The sequence below is a fragment of the Halopseudomonas xiamenensis genome (assembly GCF_014219065.1).
In the GTDB taxonomy this organism is placed as follows: Bacteria; Pseudomonadota; Gammaproteobacteria; order Pseudomonadales; family Pseudomonadaceae; genus Halopseudomonas; species Halopseudomonas xiamenensis.
The window spans coordinates 143,404-158,729 of record NZ_JACLGO010000007.1 but is presented as its reverse complement, the minus strand read 5'-3'; the positions used below and the strand labels follow the sequence as shown (position 1 = coordinate 158,729).

The 15,326-nt window shown below is 63.2% G+C and carries 13 protein-coding genes and 1 tRNA gene; 11 read left to right on the top strand and 3 right to left on the bottom strand.

Annotation, left to right across the window (positions count from 1 at the left end; genetic code table 11):
• Nucleotides 1-7 precede the first annotated feature (7 nt).
• From H6X51_RS06875 to H6X51_RS06850, 6 genes are all read left to right on the top strand, one after another.
• Nucleotides 8-829, top strand: coding sequence for a symmetrical bis(5'-nucleosyl)-tetraphosphatase (locus H6X51_RS06875; protein ID WP_185266781.1), 822 nt, complete (start codon nt 8-10; stop codon nt 827-829).
• A gap of 2 nt (nt 830-831) precedes the next feature.
• Nucleotides 832-1,152, top strand: a complete 321-nt coding sequence (glpE, locus tag H6X51_RS06870) for a thiosulfate sulfurtransferase GlpE (RefSeq protein ID WP_185266780.1) — start codon at nt 832-834, stop codon at nt 1,150-1,152.
• 301 nt (nt 1,153-1,453) lie between these two features.
• Nucleotides 1,454-3,376, top strand: a complete 1,923-nt coding sequence (locus tag H6X51_RS06865) for a PrkA family serine protein kinase (RefSeq protein ID WP_185266779.1) — start codon at nt 1,454-1,456, stop codon at nt 3,374-3,376.
• A gap of 30 nt (nt 3,377-3,406) precedes the next feature.
• On the top strand, nt 3,407-4,681 hold the full coding sequence (locus tag H6X51_RS06860) for a YeaH/YhbH family protein (RefSeq protein ID WP_185266778.1): 1,275 nt from the start codon (nt 3,407-3,409) through the stop codon (nt 4,679-4,681).
• Nucleotides 4,678-6,231 (top strand): SpoVR family protein, encoded by a 1,554-nt coding sequence (locus H6X51_RS06855; protein WP_185266777.1) that lies wholly within the window; start codon nt 4,678-4,680, stop codon nt 6,229-6,231. Before H6X51_RS06860 ends, H6X51_RS06855 begins: the two co-directional genes overlap by 4 nt.
• 182 nt (nt 6,232-6,413) lie before the next feature.
• A complete protein-coding gene (locus H6X51_RS06850; RefSeq protein WP_185266776.1) occupies nt 6,414-7,652 on the top strand; it encodes a multifunctional CCA addition/repair protein in 1,239 nt (412 codons plus the stop codon).
• Nucleotides 7,653-7,883: 231 nt separating this feature from the next.
• On the opposite strand, the gene folK is transcribed toward H6X51_RS06850, so the two are convergent.
• On the bottom strand, nt 7,884-8,447 hold the full coding sequence (gene folK, locus H6X51_RS06845; protein ID WP_185266775.1) for a 2-amino-4-hydroxy-6-hydroxymethyldihydropteridine diphosphokinase: 564 nt from the start codon (nt 8,445-8,447) through the stop codon (nt 7,884-7,886).
• A complete protein-coding gene (gene folB / locus H6X51_RS06840) occupies nt 8,444-8,806 on the bottom strand; it encodes a dihydroneopterin aldolase (protein WP_185266774.1) in 363 nt (120 codons plus the stop codon). The genes folK and folB overlap by 4 nt, the downstream gene beginning before the upstream one ends.
• A gap of 55 nt (nt 8,807-8,861) precedes the next feature.
• On the opposite strand from folB, the gene plsY reads away from it, so the two are divergent.
• On the top strand, nt 8,862-9,446 hold the full coding sequence (gene plsY, locus H6X51_RS06835; RefSeq protein WP_185266773.1) for a glycerol-3-phosphate 1-O-acyltransferase PlsY: 585 nt from the start codon (nt 8,862-8,864) through the stop codon (nt 9,444-9,446).
• On the opposite strand, the gene tsaD is transcribed toward plsY, so the two are convergent.
• Nucleotides 9,447-10,478, bottom strand: a complete 1,032-nt coding sequence (gene tsaD, locus H6X51_RS06830; RefSeq protein ID WP_185266772.1) for a tRNA (adenosine(37)-N6)-threonylcarbamoyltransferase complex transferase subunit TsaD — start codon at nt 10,476-10,478, stop codon at nt 9,447-9,449.
• Between the two features lie 265 nt (nt 10,479-10,743).
• Here tsaD and rpsU point away from each other — a divergent pair, with 265 nt between their 5' ends.
• The 4 genes from rpsU (at nt 10,744) to H6X51_RS06810 (ending at nt 15,286) form a co-directional block, all read left to right on the top strand.
• Entirely contained in the window at nt 10,744-10,959 is a 216-nt protein-coding gene (gene rpsU / locus H6X51_RS06825; protein WP_036989131.1) for a 30S ribosomal protein S21, read from the top strand.
• Between the two features lie 264 nt (nt 10,960-11,223).
• The gene (gene dnaG / locus H6X51_RS06820; RefSeq protein ID WP_185266771.1) at nt 11,224-13,110 is read left to right on the top strand and encodes a DNA primase; all 1,887 of its coding nucleotides are present in this window, start codon (nt 11,224-11,226) and stop codon (nt 13,108-13,110) included.
• Nucleotides 13,111-13,199: 89 nt separating this feature from the next.
• Complete coding sequence (rpoD, locus tag H6X51_RS06815) at nt 13,200-15,071, top strand: RNA polymerase sigma factor RpoD (protein ID WP_185266770.1); 1,872 nt, start codon at nt 13,200-13,202, stop codon at nt 15,069-15,071.
• A 138-nt stretch (nt 15,072-15,209) separates the two neighbouring features.
• Nucleotides 15,210-15,286: transfer RNA gene (locus H6X51_RS06810), tRNA-Ile, on the top strand.
• Nucleotides 15,287-15,326 lie beyond the last annotated feature (40 nt).

Here is a 15,326-nt window from a genome sequence, read left to right as displayed (position 1 = left end):
GTCCAGCATGGCCGTCTACGCCGTTGGTGATATCCAGGGCTGCCTCGAACCGCTGCAGTGCCTGCTGCGCGAGGTGGACTTCAGCCCGTCGCGGGATACCCTGTGGGCGGTGGGTGACCTGGTCAACCGCGGCCCGGCCTCGCTGGAGACCCTGCGCTACCTGGACAACCTGGGCAACGCCTGCATCAGTGTGCTGGGCAACCACGACCTGCACCTGCTGGCCAGCGCCTATGACCGCAAGCGTCTGCGCAAGTCCGACACCCTGCTGCCGATCCTCAAGGCGCCCGACCGCGACCGCCTGCTGGACAACCTGCGCCGCCGCCCGATGGCGCACTTCGACGCGGCGCGCGGCATCATCATGACCCATGCCGGCGTGCCACCGGTGTGGAATACCGAGCAGACCCTGCAATACGCCGCCGAAGTCGAGGCGGTCCTACGCTGCGACCGGCAACTGCCGTGGTTTCTCGACGAGATGTACGGCAACGAGCCGTCACGCTGGAAACCCGGGCTGGACGGCATCAAGCGCCTGCGGGTGATCACCAACTACCTGACCCGCATGCGTTTCTGCCGCACTGATGGCACCCTGGACCTGAAGTCCAAGGAAGGCCCAGGCGAGGCACCCAAGGGCTTTGCCCCCTGGTTCACCCTGCCGCGCCGCGATCCGGCGATACGCATCATCTTCGGCCACTGGGCAGCGCTGGAGGGCCAGGTCGACATCCCCGGCATCCATGCGCTGGACACCGGCTGCGTCTGGGGCAACCGCCTGACCCTGATGAACGTGGATACCGGCGAAAGACACCAGTGCGATTGCCAACACCGAGAGGACTGAACATGACTGACTTCCAACGCATTGCTCCCGATGCTGCCGCACAGTTGCTGGATAGCGATGCCACTGTCGTGGATATCCGTGACCCGCACAGCTATCAGGCCGGCCATATCAGCGGCGCCCGCCATCTGGACAACGACAGCGTGCAGCAGTTCGTCGCCAGCGCCGACCGCCAGCGGCCGCTGGTGGTGTGCTGCTATCACGGCAATTCCAGCCAGCAGGCCGCCGCCTGGCTGGCCAGCGTCGGCTTTGCCGAGGTGTACAGCCTGGATGGCGGCTTCGAACTCTGGCAGCAACAGTTTCCCTCCCGCGTCCGCCGCGCCTGACGCGGCCCCCGCCCCTACCTGGTAAATTTTTTCCCACATCCCCTGTCACCTGCGCGCAAACGAACTATCCTCAATTCAAGGCAATCAAATTCTAAAGAAGCAAGCCGGTCTGCTGGCTTCCGATAAACAGGGGAGCAGGTCGAAGCGCGACACCACGCTGCCATCGACGTACTCCCGAGCCTTGTCTGACAAGCGGTAATGGGGGATTGCACATGCCATCATCTTCGCCCTTCGCTGCACGGCAGGTGGGCTCCTACCCGGAAGTCCCGCAACTCATTTCAGGTAACAGCGAGGTCATGCCATGAGCATATTCAGTCATTTCCAGAACCGCTTCGAGACCACTCAGCAGGAGGAGATGTCCCTGCAGGAGTACCTTGAACTGTGCAAGGCCGAGCCCTCGACCTATGCCACCAGTGCCGAACGCCTGCTGATGGCCATTGGCGAACCGGAATTGATTGACACCTCCACGGACCCTCGGCTGTCGCGCATATTCTCCAACAAGGTGATCAAGCGCTACCCGGCCTTCGCCGACTTCCATGGCATGGAAGATGCCATCGAGCGCATCGTGTCCTTCTTCAAGCACGCCGCCCAGGGCCTGGAGGAGAAGAAACAGATCCTCTATCTGCTCGGGCCGGTCGGCGGCGGCAAGTCGTCCATCGCCGAGAAGCTCAAGGCGCTGATGCAGCAGGTGCCCTTCTACGCGATCAAGGGCTCGCCGGTGTTCGAGTCGCCGCTGGGCCTGTTCAACGCTGCAGAGGATGGCCACATCCTGGAGGAGGACTACGGTATCCCCCGGCGCTACCTGACCAGCATCATGTCGCCCTGGGCGGTCAAGCGCCTGCACGAGTACAACGGAGACATCAGCCAGTTCCGCGTGGTCAAGCTGTACCCGTCGATCCTGCAGCAGATCGCCATCGCCAAGACCGAGCCGGGCGATGAGAACAACCAGGACATCTCGGCGCTGGTCGGCAAGGTGGATATCCGCAAGCTGGAGGAGTTCCCGCAGAACGATCCGGACGCCTACAGCTATTCCGGCGCCCTGTGCCGCGCCAACCAGGGTCTGATGGAGTTCGTCGAAATGTTCAAGGCACCGATCAAGGTGCTGCACCCGCTGCTGACCGCGACCCAGGAGGGCAACTACAACAGTACCGAGGGTCTCGGCGCCCTGCCCTTCAACGGCGTGGTACTGGCGCACTCCAACGAGTCGGAGTGGCACACCTTCCGCAACAACAAGAACAACGAAGCCTTCATTGATCGCATCTACATCGTCAAGGTGCCCTACTGCCTGCGCGTCAATGACGAGATCCAGATCTACCAGAAGCTGCTGACCAACAGCTCACTGGCCCATGCCCATTGCGCTCCCGACACGCTGAAGATGCTCGCCCAGTTCAGCGTGCTGTCACGGCTCAAGGAGCCGGAGAACTCCAACGTCTATTCGAAGATGCGCATCTACGACGGCGAGAATCTCAAGGATACCGATCCCAAGGCCAAGTCGATCCAGGAGTATCGCGATACCGCTGGTGTCGACGAGGGCATGACCGGCCTGTCGACCCGCTTCGCCTTCAAGATCCTGTCCAAGGTGTTCAACTACGACAATACCGAAGTGGCGGCCAACCCGGTGCACCTGCTGTATGTGCTGGAGCAGCAGATCGAGCAGGAACAGTTCTCGGCCGAGGTCAGCGAGCGCTACCTGCGCTTCCTCAAGGAGTACCTGGCGCCGCGCTATGTCGAGTTCATCGGCAAGGAAATCCAGACCGCCTACCTGGAGTCCTACAGCGAGTACGGGCAGAACATCTTCGACCGCTACGTGCTGTACGCCGACTTCTGGATCCAGGACCAGGAGTACCGCGACCCGGATACCGGCGAGATCCTCGACCGCGGCGCACTCAGCGAAGAGCTGGAGAAGATCGAGAAGCCGGCCGGCATCAGCAACCCCAAGGACTTCCGCAACGAGATCGTCAACTTCGTGCTGCGCGCCCGCGCCCACAACAACGGCAAGAATCCGAGCTGGCTGTCCTATGAGAAGCTGCGCATGGTGATCGAGAAGAAGATGTTCTCCAACACCGAGGACCTGCTGCCGGTGATCAGTTTCAACGCCAAGGCATCTACCGAGGACCAGAAAAAGCACAACGATTTCGTCACTCGAATGGTCGAACGTGGGTATACCGAGAAGCAGGTCCGCCTGCTGTCAGAATGGTATCTGCGGGTGCGCAAAGCGCAGTAACGGCAGCCGCGAGCTACCCCGGAGGGGCCTATGAGTTATGTGATCGACCGTCGTCTGAACGGGAAGAACAAGAGCACGGTCAACCGCCAACGCTTTCTGCGCCGCTACAAGGCGCATATCAAGAAAGCGGTGGAAGAGGCGGTCGGCCGCCGCTCCATCACCGATATCGAGCACGGGGAGCAGATCAGCATCCCCGGCCGGGATATCGATGAGCCGATATTTCATCACGGCCCGGGAGGCCGGCAGACCCGGGTGTTTCCCGGCAACCGGGAGTTCGCCACCGGCGACCGTATTCCCCGCCCCGAGGGGGGCGGCGGAGGCGGCGGGGGTGGCAGCCAGGCCGGCAACACCGGCGAAGGCGAGGATGATTTCGTCTTCCAGATCACCCAGGAAGAGTTCCTCGACTTCATGTTCGAGGATCTGGCCCTGCCCAACCTGATCAAGCGCCATCTGGCCGGCACCGACACCTTCCGTACGGTGCGCGCCGGTATCAGCCAGCAGGGCAACCCGTCGCGCATCAATATCGTCCGCTCGATGCGCTCGGCCCATGCCCGGCGCATCGCCCTGTCCGGCGGCAGCCGCGCCCGCCTGCGCGAGGCCCTGCGCGAACTGGAGCTGCTGCGCCAGCAGCAGCCGGACAACCTGATCGACATCAACGACCTGGAGCTGGAAATCCAGCAACTGCGTGCGCGCATCGACCGGGTGCCCTTCCTCGACACCTTCGACCTGCGCTACAACCTGCTGGTCAAGCAGCCCGACCCCAGTTCGCGGGCGGTGATGTTCTGCCTGATGGACGTCTCCGGCTCGATGACCCAGGCCACCAAGGACATCGCCAAGCGCTTCTACATACTGCTGTACCTGTTCCTGCAGCGTAATTACGAACGTATCGACGTGGTCTTCATCCGTCACCACACCAGCGCCAAGGAGGTCGACGAGGAGGAGTTCTTCTACTCGCGGGAAACCGGCGGCACCATCGTCTCCAGCGCGCTGCGGCTGATGCAGCAGATCATTGCCGATCGCTACTCGCCCAACGAGTGGAACATCTACTGCGCCCAGGCCTCCGATGGCGACAACTGGAACGACGACTCGCCGATCTGCCGCGAACTGCTGATCCGCCAGCTGATGCCGGCCATGCAGTACTACTGCTACGTCGAGATCACTCCGCGCGAGCACCAGGCGCTATGGTACGAGTACGAACAGGTCGCCGAGCACTTCCCCGACAGTTTCGCCCAGCAGCAGATCGTCGATGCGGGGGATATCTATCCGGTGTTCCGCAAGCTGTTCCAGAAGAGGATGGCCACATGACCCGTCAGCCCATCTCCAGCGGATCGGAATGGACCTTCGAGCTGATCCGCGAATACGACCGCGAGATCGCCCGTATCGCCCATGACATCTACGGCCTGGACACCTACCCGAACCAGATCGAGGTGATCACCGCCGAGCAGATGATGGATGCCTACGCCTCGGTGGGCATGCCGTTGGGCTATCACCACTGGTCCTACGGCAAGCACTTTCTGCATACCGAGAAGCACTACAAGCGCGGCCAGATGGGCCTGGCCTACGAGATCGTGATCAACTCCGATCCCTGTATCGCCTATCTGATGGAAGAGAACACCATGACCATGCAGGCGCTGGTGATCGCCCATGCCTGCTATGGCCACAACTCCTTCTTCAAGGGCAACTACCTGTTCCGCAGCTGGACCGATGCCGGCTCGATCATCGACTATCTGGTGTTCGCCAAGCAGTACATCAGCCAGTGCGAGGAGCGTTACGGCATCGATGCGGTGGAAGACCTGCTCGATTCCTGCCATGCGCTGATGAACTACGGTGTCGACCGCTACAAGCGCCCCTACCCGGTCTCCGCCGAGGAAGAACGGCGCCGCCAGCAGGAACGTGAGGAATACCTGCAACGCCAGGTCAACGACCTGTGGCGCACCATTCCGATCAACCCGGACGCCCACAACAAGCACCAAGAGGAATCGCGCTATCCGGCCGAGCCGCAGGAGAACCTGCTGTACTTCATCGAGAAGAACGCGCCTTTGCTGGAGCCCTGGCAGCGCGAGGTGGTGCGCATCGTGCGCAAGGTGGCGCAGTACTTCTATCCCCAGCGCCAGACCCAGGTGATGAACGAGGGCTGGGCCACCTTCTGGCACTACACCCTGCTCAACCACCTGTACGACGAGGGCAAGGTCTCCGACGGCTTCATGATGGAATTTCTGCAGTCGCACACCAGCGTCATCTACCAGCCGCCATTCGACAGCGAGTGGTTCAGCGGCATCAACCCCTACACCCTGGGGTTCGCCATGATGCAGGACATCCGCCGCATGTGCGAGAACCCAACCGAGGAGGATCGCCGCTGGTTCCCCGACATTGCCGGCAGTGACTGGCTGGAAACCCTCAAGTTCGCCATGCGCACCTTCAAGGACGAGAGCTTCATCCTGCAGTACCTGTCACCCAAGGTGATCCGCGATCTCAAGCTGTTCGCCATCGTCGACGACGAAAAGGACGACCATCTGCAGGTGGCGGCGATCCACGATGACTCGGGTTACCGCAAGGTGCGCGAACTGCTCGCCGCGCAGTACAACCTGGGCAACAACGAACCGAATATCCAGGTGTGGGAAGTCGACCGGCGTGGCGACCGCTCGCTGACCCTGCGCCACCAGCGCCATGAGGGCAAACCGCTGGGCAAGACCACCGAGCGCATGCTCAAGCACCTGCACCGGCTGTGGGGCTTCGATATCCATCTGCTGAGCATGGAGGGCGATACCATCAAGGCCGAGGCACACATGCCGCCGCGCCCAGGCAACAGCGAGGAATCGATCCCGCGTTTCGACATGAACATACCCCCGATATGAAGCCCTGTCGTCGAGCAGGCGCTCGACAACCCCAGGGATGAGTACCGCGTTTCCCCTGGGAGTGTAGCGCCCCTGCGCTACGCCAACCCCTGGGATAACTACCGCGCTTTCCTGGGGGTGTAGCGCCCCTGCGCTACGCCAGCCCCTTGCAGCACGCCCCCTGCCCGCCCTAAGCTTCGCCCATGAAAACAGACTTCAAGACCTACCTGGTCGGCGGCGCCGTCCGCGATCAACTGCTGGGCGTGCCCTACCACGAGCATGACTGGGTCGTGGTCGGCGCCACCCCCGAACAACTGCTGGCGGCGGGCTTTCGCCCGGTCGGCCAGGACTTTCCGGTGTTCCTGCATCCGCAAACCGGTGATGAATACGCCCTGGCCCGTACCGAGCGCAAGAGCGGTCGCGGTTATGGCGGCTTCACTTTCCACGCCAGTGCCGAGGTCACCCTGGAGCAGGACCTGCAGCGCCGCGACCTGACCATCAACGCCATGGCCATGGACGACCAAGGAACCGTCATCGACCCCTACGGCGGTCAGCAGGACCTGCACGACCGCCTGTTGCGCCACGTTTCCCCGGCGTTCGCCGAAGATCCGCTGCGGGTGCTGCGTGTAGCCCGCTTTGCCGCGCGCTATGCGCCGCTGGGCTTTCGTGTGGCTGATGAAACCCTGCAACTGATGCGCGAACTGGCGCAGTCGGGCGAGCTGCAGGCGCTGACCGCCGAGCGCAGCTGGAAGGAGATCAGCCGCGCACTGATGGAGCCGCGCCCGGATGTGTTCATTCGTGTGCTACGCGACTGTGGCGCCCTGGCCGAGCTGTTGCCAGAGGTCGATTGCCTGTTCGGCGTGCCGCAACCCGCGGCGCACCACCCGGAGGTGGATACCGGCGAGCATGTATTGCTGGTGCTGCAGCAGGCGGCGCAGCTGGAGCTGCCCCTGCCGGCACGCTGGGCCTGCCTGATGCATGACCTGGGCAAGGGCCGCACCCCGGAGCGCTTCTGGCCCAAGCACCATGGCCATGAAAGCAAGGGGCTGGCCGCGGTCAAGGCGGTCAACCAGCGCTGCAAGGCACCGCGCGAGTGCCAGGAGCTGGCGCTGCTGACCTGCGAATACCACACCCACTGCCACCGCGCCATGGAGCTCAAGCCCGGCACCCTGCTCAAGCTGTTCAAGGCCTTCGACACCTACCGCCGGCCAGAGCGTTTCGAGCAGTTTCTCGGTGCCTGCGAGGCCGATGCCCGGGGCCGCACCGGCCTGGAGCAACGCGACTACCCGCAGGCCGACTACCTGCGCGGCGCAGCCGATGCCGCCCGCTCGGCGGAGGTGCAGGGGTTGCTGGAACAGGGCTTCAAGGGCGCGGAGCTGGGTGAACAGATGGAAAAGGAACGCCTGCGACTGGTGGCGGAGTATTGTCGCAGTCGAGCTTGAATAGCTGGCTGATTGCGCCGAGGCAGCCCACACTCTACCTCGTCATCCTTCGCGCAGGCGAAGGATCCACAGGCCACTCTGAGTCAGCCGGCACCCTGGATCCTTCGCCTGCGCGAAGGATGACGGGGGAGAAACGAAGGATGACGGCAGTCAGGCGAGAGAGAACAGCGAAGCGTTAACCGGATCGCCACATCATCACAACGGCATGAGCAGTCCGCTCTATCCCGGGATCTAGGCCGCGCCGCTACCGGGTGTCGGATCGGCCGCGGGCAATCCCTGGCGCAACAGCAATTCCGGCGTCAATGCTTGTCCGCGCCAGTCGAAGGCCACTGGCCAGACTTTCTGCCCGCCACGCCAGCCACTCCACAGTCCGGCAATGGACTGCCCGCTGCCCGGCAGCTGCACCTCGGGCGCCAACAGCGCCAGCGGCCACAGCACGAAGGCGTTGCGGACGATTTCCGGGCGCGGCAACAGCACGCCCTCGTGCCGGCCAAACAGATCGCCATACAGCAGGATGTCGATATCCAGGGTGATACGCCCAACCACGCTCTGTTCGCGGCGGCCACAGGCCGCCTCGATAGCCTTGAGCGCGGCATTCAGATCGCCCAACTCCAACGAACAATCCGCCGCCACCACCATGTTGTAGAAACGGGTGGCGAGAATACCCACCGCATCACTTTCGAACACCGGTGACAACTGCAGGGGGCCGAGCAACTGCTCCAGTGCATCCAGCCCCCGCCGCAGATGGTGCTCACGGTCGGTATTGCTACCCACCCCCAGGTAAATGCGGGTCATGCGCGGCGCGCTCCGCGCTCGATGGTCACACCGACACCGCCGGTGGCTGCCGGGACAGCGCCCGGCTTGGTGATGCTCAGGCGCAGCCAGGGCACGCCGAATTCACCGATGACCAGCTCGGCGACCCGCTCGGCCAGGCTCTCGATCAGTTCGAAACGACTGGCACCCACATAGTCCAGCACCCGCTGGCTGACCGCCGCGTAATCCAGCGCCTGGTCCAGGTCATCTTGCGCCGCCGCAGCGCGGATATCCCAGGCCATGTCCAGATCGAACACCAGGCGCTGGCGGATGGTTCGCTCCCAGTCATAGACGCCAATCACCGTCTCGACTTCCAGCCCCCTGATAAAAACCTGATCCACTGTTTTCTCCCATGTCGACTACAATGGCCTTTCACTCAGCCCGGCCAGACGCACCATGACCGTCGAATTCAACCTGCTGCTCTGCGCAGCCTATTTACTCGGCTCGATTTCCTTCGCCGTACTGCTCGCCCGGCTGCGCCATCAACCTGATCCGCGCAGCTTCGGCTCGCGCAACCCGGGGGCCAGCAACATGCTGCGCCTGGGCAACCGTCCCCTGGCGCTGGCCACCCTGCTGGGCGACATGGGCAAGGGCGCTCTGGCCGTCTGGCTGGCACGCCAGCTCGGACTGGAGCCGGTACAGCAGGCCTGGGTCGGGCTGGCCGCGGTGGTTGGCCATATCCTGCCGCTGTACCATCGTTTCCAGGGCGGCAAGGGCGTGGCCACCGCCGCCGGCGTACTGCTGGCGTTGTCCTGGCCCGCCGCTGCGATAGCGGCCCTGGTCTGGCTCGGCGCCTTCGCCGTGCGCAATATCGCGTCCCTCGCCTCGCTGGCCGCCTGTGTCGCGGTACTGCCCTGGCTGGCCTGGCACAGCCCGCAACTGCAGATTCCGGTCAGCCTGATGGTGTTGTTCATTCTGCTGCGCCACAGGGTGAACATCGGCCGCCTGCTGGCCGGCAACGAAAACCGTTTCAGGTTCTGATCAACCGACGATAGCCGGCAACTGCTCCAGTGGCCAGCGCGCCCGTGGCGCCAGGCCCTGCTCATCCTGCTGCCCGGCCATCAAGCGCTGGCAGCCAGCGTAGGCGATCATGGCACCATTGTCGGTGCAGAATTCGGTGCGGGCATAGAACAGCTCACCCTTGAGGCCCTCGGCCATGCGCTCCAGCGCAGCGCGCAGGCGGCGGTTGGCGCTGACCCCGCCGGCGATCACCAGTCGCTTGTAACCGGTGGCCTTGAGCGCCCGACGGCACTTGATGGTGAGCGTCTCGACCACCGCCTGTTCGAAGGCCAGGGCGATATCGCTGCGGGTCTGCTCGCCGTCATCGCCGGCGGCGACACAGCGTTGCCAGGTGTTCAGGGTAAAGGTCTTGAGACCGCTGAAGCTGAAGTCCAGGCCGGGACGATCGGTCATCGGCCGCGGGAACACGAACCGGCCCGCCTCCCCCTGCTCGGCCAGCCGGGCGATTTCCGGGCCGCCGGGGTAGCGCAGCCCCATGAGTTTGGCAGTCTTGTCGAAAGCCTCCCCCGCCGCGTCATCCAGCGACTCACCCAGTAGCTCGTACCGCCCGATGCCCTCGACCCGTACCAGTTGGGTATGACCGCCAGACACAAGCAGGGCGACAAACGGGAACTGCGGAGGACGCTCTTCCAGCATGGGGGCCAGCAGATGCCCCTCCATATGATGTACACCCAGCGCCGGCACCTGCCAGGCGAAAGCCAGCGCCCGGGCAAAGGCACCACCCACCAGCAGCGCACCGACCAGCCCCGGACCAGCCGTGTAGGCCACTCCATCCACCTCGCCCGGTGTCACCCCGGCACGCTCGAACACCTCGCGCATCAGCGGCACCAGGCGCTTCACATGGTCCCGCGAGGCCAACTCCGGCACCACGCCACCGTAGACGCGATGCAGGTCGATCTGGCTGAACAGGGCATCGGCCAGCAGGCCGCGCTCGCTGTCGTACAGCGCGATGCCGGTTTCATCACAGGAGGTTTCAATACCCAGAACACGCATGGAATCAGGAAGGCCGATCAGCTGAAAAAGAGGCGTGCATGATAATCCCCCGACCCGGCACAGACCAGCCTTTACTGACCGAATCCGGCCTCGGCACGGGTAAATGGCACGATTCGCAGCAAACCTCGGCGGGTAATGCACGGATGTCGAGACAAATCACCTTTGCATTTCCCGGCCGAAGACGGTAACATCCGCTCCCCTTGAAATGCGATTGCTCTGATCCTCATCGGGGCTATTAACCACAGTTTTTTGAGAAAGGTACGAAATGCCTGCCGTCAAAGTAAAAGAGAACGAACCCTTCGACGTGGCCCTGCGCCGCTTCAAGCGCTCCTGCGAAAAAGCCGGCGTCCTGGCTGAAGTCCGCCGTCGCGAGTTTTACGAGAAGCCCACTACCGAGCGCAAGCGCAAGGCAGCAGCTGCCGTCAAGCGTCACGCCAAGAAGCTGCAGCGCGAAAATCGTCGCCGCGAGCGCCTGTACTGAGTTCAGCTGTAGCGTCCTGCCGGGCCTGATCGCAGGCCCGCCGAGCCAGTCTCCCGCCAATATCGCGGCAGGACACGCACAGATATACCGTACGCACTGGTCCGGCCTTCCGGTTTCACTGGAAATGGCTGGATTTTCGTGTTGCTCGCGTATGCTATCATCTCGCCCCGACAGGCTCGAGCCCGGCGCATATACCCATGCCAAGCCGCTCGACCCAGGGCTCGACACCCCAGACATCCATTTCACCTTCGCAAGGCAGCATGCATGGCCGGGCTGATTCCGCAGGGTTTCATCGACGATCTTCTCGGACGCACAGACGTGGTCGAGGTAGTCGGCTCGCGCGTGAAGCTCAAGAAGACCGGCAAGAACTACTCGGCACTCTGCCCGTTCCACAACGAGAAGTCACCCTCCTTCAGCGTCAGCCCCGACAAGCAGTTCTACTACTGTTTCGGCTGCGGCGCCGGCGGCAATGCGATCGGCTTCCTGATGGATTTCGAGCGCCTGGACTTCCCCCAGGCCGTGGAGGAACTGGCCCGTCAGGCCGGCGTGGAGGTACCGCGCGAAGAACGCAGCGACCGCCGCGGCCCACGCCCCTCGCGCCAGGACAGCCCGCTGTACCCGGTCCTGGAGAATGCCGCCGCCTATTATCGCCAGCAACTGCGCCAGCATGCCCAGCGCAAGCGGGCGGTGGACTATCTGCAACAACGCGGCCTCACCGGACAGATCGCCAAGACCTATGACCTGGGCTTCGCCCCACCCGGCTGGGACAATCTGATGAGCCACCTGGCCACCGACAACACCGAACAGAAGGTGTTGATCGAGGCCGGACTGGTGGTGGAGAACCCCGACAGCGGCAAGCGCTATGATCGCTTCCGCGATCGCATCGTATTCCCCATCCGCGACAGCCGCGGCCGGGTCATCGGTTTTGGTGGCCGGGTGCTGGGCGACGACAAACCCAAGTACCTCAACTCACCCGAAACCCCGGTATTCCACAAGGGCCGCGAGCTGTATGGTTTGTACGAGGCGCGCCGGCAGAACCGCCAGCTGGAGGACATCCTGGTAGTCGAGGGCTACATGGACGTCATCGCCCTGGCCCAGCACGGCGTGACCAACGCGGTAGCCACCCTCGGCACCGCCACCAGCGAAGAGCACCTGAAACGGCTGTTCCGCATCGTCAACAACGTGGTGTTCTGCTTCGACGGCGACAACGCCGGTCGCCAGGCCGCCTGGCGCGCCCTGCAGTCCTGCCTGCCGGCACTGGAGGACGGCCGCCACGTGCGCTTCATGTTCCTGCCCGAAGGCCAGGACCCGGACAGCCTGATCCGCAGCGAAGGCCATGACGCCTTCCGCGCACGCATGCAGCAACAAGCGCAACCGCTGACCGACTACCTGTTCCGCCATCTGGCCGAGGAAGCGCCGCCCAATAGTCTGGAAGGCAAGGCGCACCTGGCGACACTGGCGCTGCCGCTGATCGAACAGGTGCCCGGCAGCCTGCTGCGCCGCCTGCTGCGCCAGTCCCTGGAGCAACGCACCGGCATGGACCTGGACAGCCTGCCCGCAGCACCGGCCGCACCGGCCGAAGCACCGCCGGTCGAACAGGGCTACGACGCCTGGGAAGGCTACGAGCGCGACTATGACGAGGCACCCGACTGGCCCAGCCAACCGGCAATCACTCGCCCCAGCCGCGCGCAACGCCAGCCATCACGCCAGCGCGATAGCAGCACAGTGGAAAGCCCGGTCATGAGCGCCACCCGCACCCTGCTGCATCATCCGCACCTGGCCGGCCTGGTGAAGCAGGCCAGCCAGTTGGCCAACGAGGATGACGAAGAGGCCCAGCTGCTGATCGCACTGATCGACGCGCTGCAGAAAAATCCGCAACTGTCGACCATAGAACTGCTGGCGAGATGGCACGGAACGGCCCTGGGAGACCAGCTCAACCGGCTGGCCGAGAAGGAGTGGCTGCTGAATATTCCCAGCGCCAACCTTGAACAACAGTTTTTCGACACTATAAATACACTAATGGCACGACAGACCGACCGACAGATTCAGCACCTCCTCGACAAGTCGGCGCAGACCCCACTCAGCACCGAGGAGAAACAGCAGCTGCGAGAGCTCCTGAGCAACCGGCATACACCAACTGCCGGGCACTGACAATCAGGCAAACTGGCAAGACACCCTGTTTTCAGGGTATAATCCGCAGCTTACTTTTTTGCACACCAAGGCATCCACATAGGGTTGTTATGTCCGGAAAAGCGCAACAGCAATCCCGTCTCAAAGAGCTCATCGCCCGCGGTCGCGAGCAAGGCTACCTGACCTACGCGGAAGTCAACGACCATCTGCCTGAGGATATCTCAGATCCGGAACAGGTTGAAGACATCATTCGCATGATCAACGACATGGGAATCACAGTCTTCGAGACTGCACCCGATGCCGATGCCCTGTTGCTGGCCGACAGCGACGCCGATGAAGCCGCCGCCGAAGAAGCCGCCGCCGCGCTGGCCGCCGTCGAAAGCGACATCGGCCGCACCACCGACCCGGTACGCATGTACATGCGGGAAATGGGCACCGTCGAGCTGCTGACCCGCGAAGGCGAGATCGAAATCGCCAAGCGCATCGAGGAAGGCATCCGCGAAGTCATGGCTGCCATCTCCATGTTCCCCGGCACCGTCGACGGCTTCCTCGGCGACTACCAGCGCATCACCGAGGAAGGCGGGCGCCTGTCGGACATTTTCAGCGGCTACATCGACCCGGATGACGACGGCATGTCCGGCACCGACAACGCCATCGTTCCCGGCGAAGCAGCCAAGCCCAAGAGCGACAAGAAAGCCTCCGCCGACGACGAGGATGAGGACGAGGAAGACGAAGAGGACGACACCGAAGCCGAAGAGGAAAGCGACGGCGGTCCGGACCCGGAAGTCGCCCGTCAGCGCTTCGGTGCCATCCAGGAACAGCTGGACAAGCTCAACAAGGCGTTGAAGAAGCATGAGCGCAGCAGCCCGGAAGTCGTCGCCGAACTGGACGCCCTGGCCTTGCTGTTCATGCCGATCAAGCTGGTGCCCAAGCAGTATGACGCTCTGGTCGAGCGCGTACGCAGCACCCAGGATCACATTCGCGCCCAGGAACGCGCCATCATGCAACTGTGCGTCCGCGACGCACGCATGCCGCGTGCCGACTTCCTGCGCAGCTTCCCTGGCAACGAGACCAACGAGCAGTGGATCGATGACCTGCTGGCCAAAGGCCCCGCCTATGCCGAGGCCCTGCAAGCGGTCAAGGCCGACATCCTCCGCGCCCAGAAGCAACTGATCGCCCTGGAGCAGGATGCCCAACTGAGCATCGCCGACGTCAAGGACATCAACCGCCGCATGTCCATTGGTGAAGCGCGCGCACGCCGAGCCAAGAAGGAAATGGTCGAGGCCAACCTGCGTCTGGTGATCTCCATCGCCAAGAAGTACACCAACCGCGGCCTGCAGTTCCTCGACCTGATCCAGGAAGGCAACATCGGCCTGATGAAGGCGGTGGACAAGTTCGAATACCGCCGCGGCTACAAGTTCTCTACCTACGCCACCTGGTGGATTCGCCAGGCGATCACCCGCTCGATCGCCGACCAGGCGCGCACCATCCGCATCCCGGTGCACATGATCGAGACGATCAACAAGCTCAACCGCATCTCCCGCCAGATGCTCCAGGAAATGGGCCGCGAACCTACGCCCGAAGAGCTTGGCGAGCGCATGGAAATGCCCGAGGACAAGATCCGCAAGGTATTGAAGATCGCCAAGGAACCGATCTCCATGGAAACCCCGATCGGCGACGACGAAGACTCGCATCTGGGCGACTTCATCGAGGACAGCACCATGGAATCGCCGATCGACTCGGCCACCGTGGAAAGCCTCAAGGAAGCCACCCGCGAAGTGCTCTCCGGCCTCACCGCGCGTGAAGCCAAGGTACTGCGCATGCGCTTTGGTATCGACATGAACACCGACCACACGCTGGAGGAAGTCGGCAAGCAGTTCGACGTCACCCGCGAGCGGATTCGTCAGATCGAAGCCAAGGCTCTGCGCAAGCTGCGTCACCCGACCCGCAGCGACCACCTGCGCAGCTTCCTCGACGAGTAACACCTGCAGCATCGAAAACGCCCGGCCTGTCCGGGCGTTTTTCGTTGTGGCGCAGTGATTTACCCCCGGATGCTCACAAGCCTAGCCACCCGGCACCTCAATACGTATAATTCCCCGGCTGCCACAATGTCAGCTCGGGGGCCTATAGCTCAGTTGGTCAGAGCAGTCGACTCATAATCGATTGGTCGCAGGTTCAAGTCCTGCTGGGCCCACCATTTCCCTGAAGCCTGTCCAGGCAACAAGACTTCTCTCGTC

Excerpts from the sequence above, each read along its gene's own strand:
- H6X51_RS06875 (WP_185266781.1), top strand. The coding sequence starts at position 8 with ATGGCCGTCTACGCCGTTGGTGATATCCAGGGCTGCCTCGAACCGCTG.
- glpE (WP_185266780.1), top strand. The coding sequence starts at position 832 with ATGACTGACTTCCAACGCATTGCTCCCGATGCTGCCGCACAGTTGCTG.
- H6X51_RS06865 (WP_185266779.1), top strand. The coding sequence starts at position 1,454 with ATGAGCATATTCAGTCATTTCCAGAACCGCTTCGAGACCACTCAGCAG.
- H6X51_RS06860 (WP_185266778.1), top strand. The coding sequence starts at position 3,407 with ATGAGTTATGTGATCGACCGTCGTCTGAACGGGAAGAACAAGAGCACG.
- H6X51_RS06855 (WP_185266777.1), top strand. The coding sequence starts at position 4,678 with ATGACCCGTCAGCCCATCTCCAGCGGATCGGAATGGACCTTCGAGCTG.
- H6X51_RS06850 (WP_185266776.1), top strand. The coding sequence starts at position 6,414 with ATGAAAACAGACTTCAAGACCTACCTGGTCGGCGGCGCCGTCCGCGAT.
- folK (WP_185266775.1), bottom strand. The coding sequence starts at position 8,447 with ATGACCCGCATTTACCTGGGGGTGGGTAGCAATACCGACCGTGAGCAC.
- plsY (WP_185266773.1), top strand. The coding sequence starts at position 8,862 with ATGACCGTCGAATTCAACCTGCTGCTCTGCGCAGCCTATTTACTCGGC.
- tsaD (WP_185266772.1), bottom strand. The coding sequence starts at position 10,478 with ATGCGTGTTCTGGGTATTGAAACCTCCTGTGATGAAACCGGCATCGCG.
- rpsU (WP_036989131.1), top strand. The coding sequence starts at position 10,744 with ATGCCTGCCGTCAAAGTAAAAGAGAACGAACCCTTCGACGTGGCCCTG.
- dnaG (WP_185266771.1), top strand. The coding sequence starts at position 11,224 with ATGGCCGGGCTGATTCCGCAGGGTTTCATCGACGATCTTCTCGGACGC.
- rpoD (WP_185266770.1), top strand. The coding sequence starts at position 13,200 with ATGTCCGGAAAAGCGCAACAGCAATCCCGTCTCAAAGAGCTCATCGCC.